Source organism: Pseudomonas putida, from assembly GCF_002025705.1.
In the GTDB taxonomy this organism is placed as follows: Bacteria; Pseudomonadota; Gammaproteobacteria; order Pseudomonadales; family Pseudomonadaceae; genus Aquipseudomonas; species Aquipseudomonas putida_J.
In genome coordinates this window covers 1,748,041-1,763,531 of record NZ_CP018846.1, presented here as the reverse complement: position 1 = coordinate 1,763,531, position 15,491 = coordinate 1,748,041, and the positions used below count along the sequence as shown (strand labels likewise).

The 15,491-nt window shown below is 52.5% G+C and carries 16 protein-coding genes; 7 read left to right on the top strand and 9 right to left on the bottom strand.

Translation table 11 applies throughout. The features are described from left to right. Positions 1–103 precede the first annotated feature (103 nt). Positions 104–1,114: a porphobilinogen synthase gene (gene hemB / locus BUQ73_RS08040; RefSeq protein WP_079227356.1), complete on the bottom strand. Its 1,011-nt coding sequence runs from the start codon at positions 1,112–1,114 to the stop codon at positions 104–106. A 282-nt stretch (positions 1,115–1,396) separates the two neighbouring features. Between hemB and BUQ73_RS08035 the strand changes: the two genes are divergently transcribed. Further along, positions 1,397–2,401 (top strand): DUF4917 family protein, encoded by a 1,005-nt coding sequence (locus tag BUQ73_RS08035; protein WP_079227355.1) that lies wholly within the window; start codon positions 1,397–1,399, stop codon positions 2,399–2,401. A gap of 121 nt (positions 2,402–2,522) precedes the next feature. Here BUQ73_RS08035 and BUQ73_RS08030 read toward each other — a convergent pair whose 3' ends face one another. The 3 genes from BUQ73_RS08030 to BUQ73_RS08020 form a co-directional block, all read right to left on the bottom strand. Continuing rightward, complete coding sequence (locus BUQ73_RS08030; protein WP_079227354.1) at positions 2,523–2,894, bottom strand: histone-like nucleoid-structuring protein, MvaT/MvaU family; 372 nt, start codon at positions 2,892–2,894, stop codon at positions 2,523–2,525. A 687-nt stretch (positions 2,895–3,581) separates the two neighbouring features. Beyond that, complete coding sequence (locus BUQ73_RS08025; protein WP_079227353.1) at positions 3,582–4,481, bottom strand: TIR domain-containing protein; 900 nt, start codon at positions 4,479–4,481, stop codon at positions 3,582–3,584. Further along, on the bottom strand, positions 4,478–4,753 hold the full coding sequence (locus tag BUQ73_RS08020; RefSeq protein ID WP_079230500.1) for a hypothetical protein: 276 nt from the start codon (positions 4,751–4,753) through the stop codon (positions 4,478–4,480). The genes BUQ73_RS08025 and BUQ73_RS08020 overlap by 4 nt, the downstream gene beginning before the upstream one ends. Before the next feature lie 575 nt (positions 4,754–5,328). On the opposite strand from BUQ73_RS08020, the gene BUQ73_RS08015 reads away from it, so the two are divergent. Together BUQ73_RS08015 and BUQ73_RS27910 are read left to right on the top strand one after the other, a co-directional pair. Beyond that, positions 5,329–5,862: a hypothetical protein gene (locus BUQ73_RS08015; RefSeq protein WP_152031520.1), complete on the top strand. Its 534-nt coding sequence runs from the start codon at positions 5,329–5,331 to the stop codon at positions 5,860–5,862. Positions 5,863–6,095: 233 nt separating this feature from the next. Further along, positions 6,096–6,713 (top strand): hypothetical protein, encoded by a 618-nt coding sequence (locus BUQ73_RS27910; RefSeq protein WP_152031519.1) that lies wholly within the window; start codon positions 6,096–6,098, stop codon positions 6,711–6,713. Between the two features lie 260 nt (positions 6,714–6,973). Here the strand turns inward: BUQ73_RS27910 and BUQ73_RS08010 are convergent, their stop codons facing one another. Both BUQ73_RS08010 and BUQ73_RS08005 read right to left on the bottom strand, forming a co-directional pair. Then, positions 6,974–7,546 (bottom strand): hypothetical protein, encoded by a 573-nt coding sequence (locus BUQ73_RS08010; RefSeq protein ID WP_079227351.1) that lies wholly within the window; start codon positions 7,544–7,546, stop codon positions 6,974–6,976. 108 nt (positions 7,547–7,654) lie between these two features. Continuing rightward, on the bottom strand, positions 7,655–7,930 hold the full coding sequence (locus BUQ73_RS08005; RefSeq protein WP_079227350.1) for a hypothetical protein: 276 nt from the start codon (positions 7,928–7,930) through the stop codon (positions 7,655–7,657). 373 nt (positions 7,931–8,303) lie between these two features. Here BUQ73_RS08005 and BUQ73_RS08000 point away from each other — a divergent pair, with 373 nt between their 5' ends. The 3 genes from BUQ73_RS08000 to BUQ73_RS07990 all read left to right on the top strand — a co-directional run bounded on the left by BUQ73_RS08000 (position 8,304) and on the right by BUQ73_RS07990 (position 13,265). Beyond that, entirely contained in the window at positions 8,304–9,116 is an 813-nt protein-coding gene (locus tag BUQ73_RS08000; protein ID WP_079227349.1) for a hypothetical protein, read from the top strand. A gap of 204 nt (positions 9,117–9,320) precedes the next feature. After that, a complete protein-coding gene (locus BUQ73_RS07995) occupies positions 9,321–12,611 on the top strand; it encodes a VPA1262 family protein (RefSeq protein WP_079227348.1) in 3,291 nt (1,096 codons plus the stop codon). Between the two features lie 345 nt (positions 12,612–12,956). After that, positions 12,957–13,265 carry a helix-turn-helix domain-containing protein gene (locus BUQ73_RS07990; RefSeq protein WP_079227347.1) on the top strand — a complete coding sequence of 103 codons (309 nt, stop codon included), beginning with the start codon at positions 12,957–12,959 and terminating at the stop codon, positions 13,263–13,265. Between the two features lie 32 nt (positions 13,266–13,297). Here the strand turns inward: BUQ73_RS07990 and BUQ73_RS07985 are convergent, their stop codons facing one another. The 3 genes from BUQ73_RS07985 to BUQ73_RS07975 are packed head-to-tail and all read right to left on the bottom strand — an operon-like array spanning position 13,298 to position 14,864. Then, a complete protein-coding gene (locus BUQ73_RS07985) occupies positions 13,298–13,801 on the bottom strand; it encodes a hypothetical protein (protein ID WP_152031518.1) in 504 nt (167 codons plus the stop codon). 9 nt (positions 13,802–13,810) lie between these two features. Then, a complete protein-coding gene (locus tag BUQ73_RS07980) occupies positions 13,811–14,443 on the bottom strand; it encodes a hypothetical protein (RefSeq protein WP_079227346.1) in 633 nt (210 codons plus the stop codon). A 46-nt stretch (positions 14,444–14,489) separates the two neighbouring features. Beyond that, on the bottom strand, positions 14,490–14,864 hold the full coding sequence (locus BUQ73_RS07975) for a hypothetical protein (RefSeq protein WP_079227345.1): 375 nt from the start codon (positions 14,862–14,864) through the stop codon (positions 14,490–14,492). 368 nt (positions 14,865–15,232) lie between these two features. Here BUQ73_RS07975 and BUQ73_RS27905 point away from each other — a divergent pair, with 368 nt between their 5' ends. Further along, positions 15,233–15,445: a hypothetical protein gene (locus BUQ73_RS27905; RefSeq protein WP_152031517.1), complete on the top strand. Its 213-nt coding sequence runs from the start codon at positions 15,233–15,235 to the stop codon at positions 15,443–15,445. Positions 15,446–15,491 lie beyond the last annotated feature (46 nt).

Genomic DNA, 15,491 nt, shown 5'->3' with positions numbered 1-15,491 from the left:
CCACCCTTCACAGATGACTCCATTCCATCCTCCGGCAACTAGGCAAGGAAGGGAGCCCTTAACGGGCTTCTCCTTCCGGCAGTGGGTACCTGGGCGGCGAGAGTCAGCCGCGCTTCAACCGTGCGGCGGCTTCGACAGCGAAGTACGTCAGGATTCCGCTGCATCCAGCCCGCTTAAAGGCCATTAGCGCCTCAAGGATGACCTTATCTGGATCAAGCCATCCATGATCGATCGCCCCCTTGATCATTGAATATTCCCCACTCACCTGATAAGCGAATGTAGGTACGGCAAATGTCGTCTTCACCCGTTGAATGATGTCCAAGTAGGGCATGCCGGGCTTGACCATCACCATATCCGCCCCTTCCCGGAGGTCCAGCGCAACCTCCCGTAGAGCTTCATCACTATTCGCAGGATCCATTTGGTAGGTTCGCTTGTCGCCTTTGAGTGCGCCCGATGACCCTAATGCGTCTCTGAAGGGACCATAGAAGCCAGAGGCATACTTCGCCGCATATGACATGAGGCGTGTATCAATGAGGCCTGCATGATCCAGCGCAGCCCGGATTTGTCCGATACGCCCATCCATCATGTCTGACGGCGCAATTGTGTCGATCCCAGCTTGAGCCTGAATCACAGCCTGTCGCGCTAACACCTCGATGCTTTCGTCATTAGCTACCTGACCACCGCGTATCACTCCGTCGTGACCATGGTCCGTATAAGGATCCAGGGCGACATCGCCGATCAGACCTAGCGCGGGATACGTCGACTTGAGCACCCTGGCAGCGCTGCACATCAGGTTATCTGGATTGACAGCCTCACTACCCTCGCTGTCCTTCTTCTCTACGGGCGTGGCCGGGAACAACGCGATGGCAGGAATGCCCAGTTCCACCGCGCGGCCCACGTGGTCCGTCAGCTCATTCAGACTCACACGCACTTGGCCCGGCATTGAGCTGACGGCCTCGCTTTTACCTGATCCTTCCTTGAGAAAGATCGGCCAAATCAGGTCGTCGCTAGAAAGGCTGTTTTCTGCGACTAGCCTGCGCGTCCAGTCATCGGCGCGATTACGACGAAGGCGTACGGCAGGATAGGTTCCAAATGCTGATGACAACTGAGTCATGGGGCTCCTAGGTAGAACGGGCTATAAAATCAAGAGTTGGTGCAGCCTCGGCTTTGGCAGAACGATTGCGCTCGGCAGCAGCGCAGATCTGTTGCGACAATCACTTCCCCGCCGCCGTAACCGATACCACCGACGCGGGCCGATTAATTAAAATGTTATATCATTGCAATAAAGCTCGATACATTTGCCCCCTGGTCGACGATAAGCTTACTCAAGCGAAGCTGAGGACATCATGTCGATTTAACATTACGCTCCACCGTCCCGAAAATGGAGGACGGCGGCATGCCAGAGATTGTGCAGTGGAGAGACATTCAGGATCGGTACACCGACAGCCTGCTACTCGGCAACGGGGCCAGCATGGCGGTACATCCCGAGTTTGGATATGGCTCGCTTTTCGAGAAAGCGCAGGAGCTGGAGCACATCACGCCGGCAGTGGCGGGTATTTTCGACCGTTTTGGCGTGAATGACTTCGAACTGGTTCTTCGTCGCCTCTGGCAGGCCAGCCTGGTCAACCAGGCTCTTGAAATTCCGCATGGAAGGGTTGAAGAAGCCTACGACGAAGTTCGAACCGCCCTGATCTCCACTGTGCGTGACACCCACGTCGACTATGATGACGCCCTGCCCCATCTGCGCCTGATCTATCCGTTCATGACCCACTTCGACACGGTCGTTTCGCTAAATTATGACCTAATCGTTTACTGGGCCGCGATGCTTGGCAATCGGCAGCTGGGGATGCATTTCAAGGATGGATTCATTGGCGGCACCTTCACCGATGACTGGGACGCTTTGCGTGCTCCATACCGCGCCGCCGGAAGCACACTGTTCTTCTACCCTCACGGAAATCTGGTTCTTACACGAACCGACGACCGCCGCGAGAGCAAGCTAGGAGCGGCCGAGGGCGGACGGCTGCTAGATGCGATTCTTGCGCATTGGGAGATGGGAGCCGCCATTCCGCTCTTCGTGTGCGAAGGGACTGCCGACCACAAAAAACAATCTATTGAAAGCTCGTCCTACCTGGAGCGCGTCTTCCGGGAGGTCATCCCCGCCATGGGTGAATCAGTCACCATTTACGGCTGGAGCCTGTCGGATCAGGATCAGCACATCGTAGAGCAGATCACCAGAAATCCACCGCAGCGGGTCGCGATTTCTGTACGAGGCGGATCCCAGGCTTTCGCTCAGCGAGCAGAGGAGATCATGCATCGTGCCGGGGTAGACCAAGTCGATTTCTATGACTCAGAAAGCCTGGGCTGCTGGAACAATCCTACCGAGGCTTTGCAAGAGGATTGAGGAAGCGAAACGCAAGACGATCTAACCTGCCCCGCTCAGCCCGCTACTCACAGCACGACAAGTTACGGGGCAAAAAAATGGGGGCAATACTGCCCCCATTTAGCTAGCTGAGATGGTTATCTCACTTTGCGATCCAGGACTCGACCTCGTCAGCACCGTACTCCTGCTTCCACTCTTTCAAGAGTTTGTGGTTGCCGCCCTTTGTCTCAATCAACTCGCCATTGTGCGGGTTCTTGTAGACCTTCACCGCACGAGCTTTGCGGGCGGGCCTAGCTGCCGATGCGGTAGCTGGTCCACGACGCGACGACGCCTGCGGATCCAAAATATCAACGACGTGGCGAAGGCTGAAACCGTAGCTCTCCAACAGCGAGCGGAGCTTCTTCTCGAACTCGATTTCCTTTTTCAAGCTCGCGTCGTTTTTCATCGTCTCGAGTTCAGCAAGCTGTGCCGCCAGCGTCTGCTCAAGTTTTCTGTATTCGGCTAAACGCGACATGAGGAATATCCCTTTAGTAGGTGAGTAAGTCGTCGGGTGACATCTGAAATTGAAGCGCAGCACTCATATTCAGAGCTGCCTTAGGAGGGTTAGTTCGCCCACCTGACCATGTGATGGCACGCCTTACATTGCACTAGAATTCTAATGTAGCAGGTCGACTGGATGCTAGCAGATAACGTAACAATAGATGATGAAATCCGTCTTTCCGTAAGCTCTAGACCCTCGTCGACGCTATCGTTCCAGTGGCCACAATCTGAGGCCCAAAACGACAGACAAAAATCCGTGCGGTGCACAGCGGACCAGATGGACCTAAAGGAGATATTGTCCGAATAATCGGCTCATTACTAGGCAGCTTGGCACACCCAGATCAACACAGCTATCGAAAGGATTGGGATCGAGAAAGCTAGGGCGAGTAGAAGGAGTCGAAGCTGAGGCGATGCTGCCAAATTGCAGGCGCAGGAAAAAGCAGCACCCGGCATTCAGGTGGAACGCAGTGATATTAAAGAGGCGTGCAGAAAACATCCCTGAGTGAACGGGCCGGCAAGATCCTAGTTGCTCCAAAGCATCTCAAAACCTGTGACATCGTACTCTGAGCTGCACGGCCAGCAACGGGGCAGAGAGGCTTAAGCTCCGCCCGCGGGCTTCATCCAAGCTCTCCAGAGCTTGGTTACACTGCGTTTAGAGGCCTTACACACGCATGACCTTATTCCAATCGACTTGATGACCAGCCGCCTGCAATTCGCGCCCTAAAGCTTGCTTCCAGCCGCCAGTGTCATCCATTCGTTCCCACACTACGCCGGCAAAGTCACTAGGTATCTCCAGCTGGCCCCGTTTAAGGGCGCAGACCCTGCTGCGCCCAAGTCGGCCGATAAAGTAGCCCAACTCCAGCAGCACATTCTGCCGTGCCCGAGGCTCCAAATCGCCTCCCTTAACTCTGCCTTCGTCATCAGGCGTCAAGAGCACAACAGCGAAGCCGACATCTCCATGTGCTTCAACCTTTTCGATCACCGTGCGACCTTGGTTAGCCTGTTCATGAAGAATAATAGCCTCGAGGCCTATCCGTTCGAGAAAACGAGCTACCGCCTCGCGCGCGCCGTCGTCATGACCATGGACGATGAATACTTTATTTGACATGGGTAGCCTCAAGACTTGCTCCGATCTTCCTCTCGCCTCAACGAACAGCTTGTAATCCCTGATGAAAGGGATTAAAAGTTGCTTGGTTAGCTGCCTAACACCAGCAATTGTTTTATTGCCCGAATAAAAGAAGTGGAACCCAAAATTTATTGCAAAACTTGGCTCGACTGCTAATTTATCGATTAACAATAGAGTTAGACCAAAAGTCTGCTGCTGATCGTCAGGCCACAGGAGCGTTGCGCTCCCGACCATACTTCCGCTAGTCTTTTCGCTACTCGTTAAAAATTCATTTAAATCAAGACCGGTTTTTAGGGAGGCATTGATTTCTTCAAGATCAGGGCTGTTGAGCAGTACAGAGATCTTTTTCAGCGGGCGCTCGAACGTCTGTGGAGTTGCCGCTTGCAGGTCAAACAAAGCGTTATTCAGTTGCGAGAACAGGTCAACCTGGATCATTCATCGGTCTCCAGCCTCGCGGCAGCAGCGCGGTCCAGAATTTCCGAGCGATAGCGCTCCTTCATCTCAGCTGCGAGAGGCTGAATGATCGGATTAGATCCATGCTGACCAACAAGCTCATCAATGACGACTTCGACCTGCTGTACAGCCTGCTCAATGCTCGCAGGATCATGAGGATCGAAATTTACGGTACACAAATCACCGTCGAGGCGCTGTAGTACTTCCTGGGCTTCTTTGAGCTGACGCTGAAGCTTATCGAGTCCTTTGATCATGGTCCTGGTCCCTGCGTATGGTCTCAGAACGATATCACTAAATTTGTGCGTGTAGAGCCCCTGATTTGGCAGTGCCGGATTTTGATAGGAAGGCCCGATAAGCCCCGGGATTGAGGACAGCATGGAGTGCCTCGTCCGGAGAGCCGAGATTAGCGGCTGTTGCGGGTCTATTCCACGAAATCGTAAGCCCCCCCATAGGGCTATTGCTGCCGGCCATGGAGTAGTGCTTTGGACCTGGTGCCGCCAAGGAGATCAGCAGCGGTCTTGAGGGAGCGGGCTTGTCCCGCGAAGAGTCCGGTCCAGGGAGTGACGTTGAAGGGCACGGGCTGTAACCGAGTCAGCAGTTCAAACCCGCTGAATGGACTCGCGTCAGTGTTGGGTCCTTAGCGGTCAGCTACGAATGGCTGCTAACGACTCTAGCCGCCACTCCTCAAATGTAGGCTCTCGAATTAGAAGCGAAATATTTGAATCCGATGTGACTGAGGTTCGCCGCTTGCGGAAGCACCGCCGCACGTCCAGTGTATGGAGCAAGCGTTGGCGCCAAATAATGGATGGCCGAGAATCGGGAGCTTAGGATGAACAGCGAGTGGGATCGGTGGTGCCGTGATATGCACCGCGTGGTTGATGGCTTGTTCAAGGAGGTTGAGGAAATGAAGCAAGAACAGATCGTAGAGAAGCAAATCAGCGCGTTCATCCAACTCAACGAAAAACTGATGGGCAACGCCAATGCGTATACCAACCTAATCATGGTGGCGGGCTACGCAGGCTACTTCGCCTTCTGGTCGACCTTGTCTGGGAAAATCCCCAACTGGCTTTTCAACGCCTGCGGCCTTGCCATCACGCTCTCCCTCACCCTATTCATCACCTGGGAGATCGTAAAGATGTTTTGGAGCGCCAAACATATGCGGGCGACCCAAGCCATCCTGGCGAAACGGCCTCACGCCAACGTTATTTCTGAATTCGAAAAGGCCTTTCAAGACTTCAGCACATGCTCGCAAAAGGTCTGGCTCGTGTTCCTGGTACCGACAGTGGTCAGCGGCATGAGCGCAGCCTGCCTTCTTCTTGGGTATTTCTGCCTCAGCCTCGCCGGGGTGATCTCCCCTGCCTAGGGGCCCTTCGGCCGGCATAACCACTCACCGATCTCTAGTTGCTCGCTCGGTGCTACATCCGTCTAAAAGGCCGGGGTCGATCCATAGCGGACCCAGTTTTCGGTCTGCGATAGATCAGCGATGCCTTTGTCCTTCAAAGCTTATGAGTGCCGTGCCGCATGGGGGTTGGGACCGATATTCGCTATAATATCAATGCGACATCACTCATCTCATCCGACACGCAAAGACGAAAAATGACATCTGCTATCGAGACCCGTCGCTTCAAAGCCAAATGTAAATCAAAAGAAACTTACATCGTTATTGAAAAAACCAAAGAAACTAAAGAGCCGAGAGGTCGTGGCGGACAGACCGTTATCACATCACAAAAAACTTACTTTCTAGATACAGAAGAAAAAGTCAATAAACTTAATAGCACGGATTTTCTGATAATCAAAAGGAACCTTATAATACGAAAGACAGAACCATTCATCAGCAAGTCCTTTATCGCTGACATTAAAACTCTTTTTGATGGACTTAAAAATTTGGCCCTATGCCTTGCCATACTTTTAGCCCTGCCAACCATGCAAGCAATGGCGGCTTCAGCCTATGATCATCGCTGGTTTACCGTAGGTTTTGTCTGGGCTGGCTTAGCGATGGTGATCCTGCTCGCGCTGTATAATTTCCTTTGGCTTTATTCAACCATGGAAGCCAATCCAAAATCTAATTTCCTTAACAGTTTTTCTTGGCTCGCAACAGCTTTAATTACTGCGATTACTTTTTTTTGCGCGACAGTTATTACTCTCCCGAAATTAATACTATCTCCAACTGGATCCGACACCCTTATTGATTTATTGGGAGCACTGCCAAAGTAAACCACTACCATTTTTAATAAACTCTCGTTGGCGATCGACCGCTTTCGACCCGATACAGCCCGTCACGGCAGGCAGCTTTCCTGCCCCTTAGCCTCCTCATACGATCTAAAGGACAAATTAGCCCCCTCACAGAGGCGGAGTTCTTCGGCGATGGATTCTGCATCTCGGGTGCTCACAGCGACGGCCTCTGCAATGTCATCATGGCTTAGATCGTAGAATGAACGTCGTCTCACGCCTCCAAAAATTCGTGGGAACTACCCTCAAGCCGATGCGCTTCGTTGCGCTGCTTGCCTGGATAAACCGTCCAGGATGCCGCAGATCTGATCGTCGGTCAGAGCGTACTTGGGGACGAACTCCATATCTTGTGGCAACGTGCCCGGCGGACATAGCAAAGCTCCCTTCCCTTCGCCAAAGTGACGGTTGATGAAGATCTGGAGATGGCTTGGCTTAGGGGTGTTGTAGGCACTACGGAATATTGAGAGATCGCAGATCACGTTGTCGACCATAACCCAAGCATGGCCATCCCACGTCGCCTCAACTACCTCTCCGTCGTAGGTTGCTCCTGGAATGTTGCCTCGGCATTCGAATGCGAAGCGGCCATCGACCTTCAGATCTCCAAGAACCACAACGGCCGGTACACCAAGCGAATCGAGAATCGCCGCAAACCCCGCACTGACCATTACGCATGACCCGAAGGATGGCGGGATTGCATCCAGCGTTTGCCTAGCCGCCTGGACGATCAGATCGGTATCAACAATCTGGAAACCCTCATATTCGGCGTACGCTTCTTCACCTCGATCGCGGGTAATGATTTCTTGGAGGGTATAGTCCATAGGAGTCCTTTCTCTGAGGTGGATGATCAACGAGTATGCGTGACCTTGTCGGGCAACATCGCTCTTGTTTTGAAGCCCTGCAAGGCAGGACCTTGCGCACCAGGTCAGCTAGCGAGGGGAAGTGCTGTCTACCCCCAGCCGTCTTTCGATTTCGCTAAGATCCCCTTCGGCTAGGAGCATGTCATGGGCGAACTGCGCAGTTTGGGCTTTGTACCGCTCCCAGATCTTTCGCTGCAAAGGCGTAATCTCATCGACACCTAATTCGATGAACTCGATGGCTGCTGCCAGTTCCTCAAACGCAGCAGCGGACCAAGCGGTAGACATTTTACGCGGGGACGCTACCTCGGGTAGCAGAGCGGGTTTACCTGATTCCTTCTCATGCATTAGCAATTTCCTTCTCTTCACTGTCCCTGATGCTGCGGGCTTGGCGCATTTCCACAACGTGCTCACATGGTAGCAACAGACCTTCCTGAACTAGAACAGTGCGATGTCAACCTGATGCCTGCGCCGCCAGTCACTACCGCTTTAGGACGCCGGCCCCCTCTACATCAGGTCACAACGATCCACACCTCTGGCATGTTGCCTTAGGCAGTCACCTGTCCTATGCTCGCACCAGGCGGTGATGGTCGCCTGGCGCCTGTTTCGCGAAGCAATAGCCCATCGCAACACCCCATTTCGACATCGGCACGCCAACCCATGACGCTGCCCGGTGAGCAGGCAATCGGAACCATAGCGTCGATGGTATTGGAGCCTTTCCATGTCTGATTTTTCTTGCCTCAACATTCTCAAAACCCACGCGAAGCAGCTTGCCCAAGCTGAAGCTATCAAGCTTTCGTCAGCTTTAGAACGAGTTGCGCAGCAAGCGGGATTTTCGAGTTACCACGAGCTTTCCGAGGTCGCAAAGCGTACCCCTCTCGACTCGCGCCTGATCAAGGCGGCGTTTGGGGTAAAGGACCTACGTGACGCACTCTACGAGAACGATGTCTACAGCAGCTTCCAGCAAGAACTGGATGATCAGCTGTCGGACGCGACCTCGGAAATGAATGCCTCTGACTTCGAAATCCGTAACGTAGAGGTCAAGTCAGCCGAGTACTCTGATGCGCTTGGCTTACTGACCCTTGCGGTATCCCTAGCCTATCAGGGGACGCAAGATCAGGACCGCATGTACCACGGCACTGCTCTGTACCTTGATGCGACACTGAAGGTTCGCCGCCGCGATGGAGAGTGGCAGTTGGCTGATGAGGGGTTATCGATCACTGGCGGGGAGTCTGATGCCGACCGCGATCGAGAGGCAGAATGGGCGCATTGGGCTCAGGCACCCGGTCCGTTGACTATGGCCGAGGCACTGGCGGCCGAGTTTGAGCTTAGCGTTCAGGAGTGCGAGGAGCTGGTTGACGCCGAGATCTCAGACAATAGCTCGACTGATGGCCTTCGCTATGGCTATTGGATTGATCTCGAACCGGTTGCCACTGGCGCGGTAAGAGAGAAACTCATGAAGCGCTTCGGCTCCCTTCAGCTTGAGCTGAACGTTAACTTCTTTGACAACGTGGACGCCGGCCTCCGCGACTGACAGCAGCGACTGCCCAGGTTTCTTTTTGGGCCTGGGCATTTGTGGCCCTCTCCCCCAAGCAGGACAGATCAAGAGCCAGTACTCGACGACTGTCAAACGGCAATACTGGCGGAGCAATCAAATTGCTTGGCGTCCTCACGACCCTACAATAACTTCGCTGCGCAATGAAGAATCGTATAGAAAGGACACTCTGAGAGATAAGGTATGCCAATCGAACTTAATGACTTGATCAAGGACGCCAGACTAAGCCGGTTGTTCACCACATCCGGACGCGCATGCGCATTGCAGATTTGGATCGCACAAATCCAGACCGAAGAAGGCCTCGAAAATAGATTTATATATGGTCGCCTTCTACCATATAGCTATGCGTCGGGCGGATGGAATGCCTCCAGCGAGGATAAATTTGAGGCTGTGGGCGACTGTCGCGCTCAAGTGATTCGCGCCACACTGTACTTTGACAGCTCCCTTGCGGATAAATTACTGAACAAGCTTGTTCAAGGCGAAGACATAAAGACAGTTAGCCAACAGCTTGGCCTTAAGCTATCTGACTCGCTTAATAAACGCATAGGAACTTTCAACCTAACCGACAACTACGCATACAGGCCAGCCGCCTTCTTATTGAATCGTGATGCACATGAAAGAACAGGCCCGCAGAGCCCACACGGTAGTGCTTCGGTGTTCAGCGCAGCCATCACAACCTTAGATAAGGAGAAATTATTCTCAACAGTGAGGGGCCACGATTCAGAAATGGCTCGTTTCCTTGTCAAACGAATGAACGAAGGTACAGGCCTGGATTTCGCCAACAAAGATGCAACACGTTTCGGGGATTTAGAGTTACTCGTATTCCCTACACTAGACGACTACGAGAGAGAACTGCTAGATGTGTCTTGGGGAGATGAACGCAACAGGCTAGCGATCAGATTAAGACTGAATCAATTACAAGGATTTTCGAAGTTCCTCGTTCACGCAAAGATAACGAACGATGAACAGTGCGTATTTTCAAGCATCATGCCGATCGACAGAGAAAAGCAGGATACGATCGAGTGCAGCTTTGATTTACCGGAAGGACTGGGGGATATTTCTGACTCGGCGGAAGTCGAAATTTATGGAATGACCAATGAGCAGACCGCTGCCACATTGTGTTGTAGGTGGAAGATCTATTATATCCGTGAGATCTCTATATCTGGAATTGCGATAGGAGGATCCAGCGCGGAGGTCAAACTGGGTTGGCTCGACAGAGCCCTCAAAAAGCACCTGCGCGGCTCTACTAGGGTGAAAGCTGCGCAATCAGTAAATCTTGGCGACAGGGGTTTTTCCTCGCTAGTTGGTGGGCGGCAAGAAGACCCCTGGGTGGCTGCTAACAAAAAGATCAGTAAATTACTCGGTGTTATACACCCACCCAAATCCGAGGCACGTTTTTTTGGTCGTTTAAGCGAGGGCGATGGCACCGAGCGCCTACAACTTGTTGAATGGATCAAGGTGCAATTCTCGAAGCACAAGAATCACCAAATTATATTTTTCGACCCCTACTTTGAAGACGCTGGGATTGGTCTTTTTTTCCCGAATGCGTCCGAAAATGGCGAGTACATCGTCTTCACCGCCGCTCCGCGCTCAGCGACCACTAAGGCCAGTGATTCCGTCGAAGACCCCGATGACAGACGCATCGAAAACCTATTGGCTAGCTGTAAGAAGTTAAAGCCACTAGGACGGGGTATTGACCTTAAAATCTATGGACTCAAGCCCGGCGCTTTACATGATCGTTATATGCTGATTGTGGATCGAGATGGCCTTCCAGTTTCAGGCTTCAACCTTTCAAACTCTATTCAAAAAGCAAACGAACATCACCCTCTGCTTATCACCCCGATCCCTATGGATGCCTTACATGAAGTCGTCAACTATGCCACACGACTGATATCGAGGGCCGCGAATAGAACCAGCGCTGAAGGCGAGGAAATAGAGCCAATTTTCGACTCTAAACTTCAAGATCAGCCAGTCCGGATAGCAGTCGAACGATTGAGTTTCCTACGTTTGGATCTCGCAGGCACGGTCCTTGCCACTTGGACCGGCAAAGATTCGCTGCGAGGCCTTCACAACGAATGCCTACGTTCGAAGCTAGATGATTTGGGCCTACTTAAAGGCGAATCTCTGCGCATTTCTAATTCATCAGGTTTTAAAGCGTGTGTCGCGTCCCTGGTTGCGCCCGAAGCTGCACCACACAAACTATGGGAGATTATAGCTGAAATTCTCGCACATACGCCTCACGGCGATGCACCACTGGATACTACTGGCGAGCACAGAAATGAACTTGTGAATTTCCTTGAGAAATTTCTCAACACTGCTTTTTCGCGAATCAGCGACATTAGCCCTGATACTTCCTTTGAGTCCGTTCAACCTCAACTGTTCCAGCAAAATTTGGAGATCTTTCTTCGCGGATCTTATTCACATGAACACTTCCGATATCGGACCAGATACCAGAAGCTGACATGGGCAGATGCCTACGCAATCAAGATTCTTTGGCACCTTGCTCCAGAAAAGCTGGTAAAACTGTCGGAACAACACGCGTCTGTACTCGATAACGATCATCATAGAGATGCTATAAAGCTATCCCTGCTGAGCCAAATTATTGGAGAGATTTCACTCACGATTGCGTTTGGAATCGGGGATAAGCAAAAAGAAAGCCTACTGCAAAGTTCAAATGGTCTGCTTAAGTGGATGGGGCTGGCCAGCCTGAGAGAGGAGTCTAAGACTGAAGGCGGTGCGAAGAGAGTAACCGAGCGACTGGCATCCTTTGATCAAGAGACAAGCATTCGAACACTATGTTGGCTCTTGAGCGGTCTACCATGGGAGCAAAAATCCGAGGCATCAATCTCCATTGTCCAGCAGGCACTTTATGAAAAGCTCTCACCCAAATTAACAAAAGAGGAGACAGAGTTTCTTGTAAATGGTCTTCGCGGCCATATGCGCGAGTTGGGCTGGTCTGAGCCTTGGTTGTTTTCAGGGGTAATTGTACCTCTCCTGGAGGAAGGTCGACTAACACCAGAGCTGCTATCCAATATATGGATGAAAGAACTATTTTCTTACCTTGATCAGAAATTACTCGGCAAGACTGTGATCTTCAACCGAGAACGCGAGGGACGCACCACCGAAATTGCGGCGTTTCTGCTATCGCGAAGCACCGTTGAAACCCAAACCGATGCCATCGCAACATTGCTGAAACTTTTGAAAAAAGTTCGTGCGAACGTGCAGCAACCGTTGGCCAGCACGATGAACTGGAACACATGGAACTGTTCGCTGGAAGCCGCCATGTGGATCTATGCATTCTGCCGCCATTTGGAGCACTACAAAGAAGACTCAACAATATTACCGAGTCAATTCGCTGATCTGTGCACGCCATCAAGGGAACTCGCCCTAATTCGAACACTAGAAGAATGGCGTAATCGCCGAGGGGCTACAGACGCGTTTGCGGCATTTATCGAAGAGGTTGGAGAAATCTAATCGCCAATCTACTGGGCAGCGGATAAATAGCACCTTGCACTCTCAGTTCAGCCGTTTTAGCCGTGAGCTTGAGGATGCCGCATCGTCCTACCGGCAGCCTGTCAGCAGGGCGGGCCAAGGATTGCCCTAAAGGCCTGCGGGAGGCTTGCCGAAATTAGTCCGGCCACCTCTCCCAGCCCTCCTCCGCCATGCGGTTCCCAACTCCACGTGGCCAAGAAAGACGCGCACTCCACCGTTCCCGCAAAAAAATAGGTACACAAAAGGAACAAAACCCGCCACGCATGCTATAGCAGGTTTATTAATTTCGAGAAATGTGGCTATATCCTACCTTTTTGCGAGGTAGGCATGCCGGACGATGAGACGGATCTGAACGTTGAGCTGGGCAACGTCCTGCGTGATATCCGTCTGGGCAAAAATCTGCGCCAAGCAGACATTTACGATCATGTGACTGGTCGTGCCTACTGGAGCGAGCTAGAGCGCGGCATCAAAAGCCCGACGGTGAAAAAGCTCGATGAAATCAGTGAGTTTTTGGGCCTACACCCCCTAACTGCGTTGGCCATTTGCTACTCGCGCCAGCGAGGCATCACTCCCAAGCAGCTTCTCAAGGAGCTGGACAAAGCGATTGCTAAGACCAAGCTCGGTGCCGATGAGTAAGCAAAAGCTCTGAGCTGCGAACGATACTGCGTTCATTTTTCACCTCGATCGAATTCGATTTTGTAGTCGCTCATTAACTCCGTCAGGGCTCCAGATAGTCGCGGCTCGTCCGCCAGCTCCAGATCTGTAAATGACACTGCCACGGCAATCCGCAACGCTTCGAACGAAAGGGCCTTCGGATCTACTGCCCAAACCTGAAGCCGCGATACAGACTCGTCACGGAAATGGAACTCCTCCACCACCTCCAGGCTGGTGCCGACCCGCTCCCATTCAGAAAGCGTAATCGCATACGTTTTTTGTGGGCAGTCTCCCAGGTTGGTGTGTGCATCCAGAAAGCTATCGCCAACCTGTGCATACCCTTCGCATTGCAGATTCCGAACCGCAATGTCGAACATCCGGGGTGAGAACACGAACGACCTGAACAGCCAGCCGGGTGACATGCCAGATTTTAACTTCCAGATATCACCCAGCCGTAGGCTCAGCTCGCCCTGGATGTTGGGATGCGTAACGGCGATACGCGATCGATAGCTCTCCATTGGTCCTCTCTAATTTCTCTCGCGCTCAGTGAGCAATTTCCCAATCAGCGGGCTTAGCGCCGCGGTTGACACAACCTCACACGGTGCCAACCCACCCAGTTCAATTTGGGGAACGGTTAACCAATGATTTGCGCTGATCAAATTCCCGCGGCAGACGTCAATCGCAAGCATCTCTGCCTTGCGCTGTGCTGCAATGGCCTCCTCTATCTGGTCGGTGTCCGCAGACGCTGCGGACGTGCGAATTTCGAATAGCGTTTCCTCCGCGCTGTCAGCCCGAAAGGCAGCCATTTGGCCAGCTAGCATTATTCCCCCATCGACTTCCAGCGCATAGCTTGGGGTGGCAACGAGCCCGGCATCAATGCGTCTGAATCCGAGTACCGTCTCGAATTGCCAGTCTGGTTCGATCATACTTTTGGGGCCTACGTAGGTAACGAGATGCACCTTGCCCACTTCGTAACCCATTGCATTTGAGATCGCGTCATCAAGCTCTTCGACTGATCCCATGGTGGTCATCTGAGACCGCTTCCATGACGGGTTGGCCTCATCGCAGCGGATGATCTCAACGTACAGCCAAGGTTTTTGGCATTGACTACGTTCGTCATCCCAGTGAGACATCAACCTGTGGCTGGGACTAGCGATCATTACGGCACCCTCCTCCTGCACATTTTGCCTCTCGGGCGGCGTCAGCTTATTTATTGCATGGTTCACACAGGACCAGATTCCAGCCTTGAGGTGTCCGCCGGATTTGGCCTGCATTTCCACAACTCTCACACGTTTTTAACGACAGCAACTGCACTACCTCGATCGCCCCTTTGCAGTACTCGTCAGCTCCCGAGGTTAGGAACATCAGCATCCCCATTTTTTGCTTGATCTGGCGAGCGACTACCTGCGGCCCGCCGCCACGATCAACGTGGTCCTGGAGTTGGTAACAGAGAACGCTCAGCAGCATGAACCAGCCGTTGCCGCAATCGATGCCCCAACGCCGGCCTTCTGGGAGATCTCCATATTGGCCGAATATTTCTGGAAACTTAGAGAGCAAAGTTTTCTCAAGCTCTTCGTCCACACGCCCTCCTAGTGTCAATCATATTGACCAGTTGCTTTGAGATATCGGTTTTGCTTCGGCCAGGCCGTGCTGGGTTACCTAATCGTGACCGATAAACCCACACGTTAAACATGCTATAGCATGCGTTCATTATGATCACTAATTACTGCCGCTGTCTAGGCTTGAGCCTTTTTCGCTTGGTGGCAGTCCAGAGATACGGTGAGATTTGGGGTACTTGGGGCCATGAGGAGCGAGCCAGAGGTCTGAGCGTTGAGGGTTAGGCCGCACATGGTGTGACCGAAGGAGCCGGATCGAGAGGTACCTATAAAGGAAGGCGCCTTGGCTAAGGTCTACTGGATAGCAACCTGCTCCAAGGACTCAGCGATGACATGACCATCTTCAATCGATCCCGCTATGGATCGGAGTTGCTGAAGCGTACCTGCGGTGCGAAGCAAAACCTCCACATCAGGGAAGCAGTCGTCTGGCTCAATGGTGCAGAAGGTGATTCGGTGTACAAGGGTCAAGGCACTAAGGAAATTGAAGACGTCGTCGAGGCATTCAGCTCTGAACGTGTAGTTAGTCATGGTGCTTGCCTGTCTTAGGTAGAGGGGTAAGCTCAGTTTCGAATGGTCTACAACTGAGGTAGGC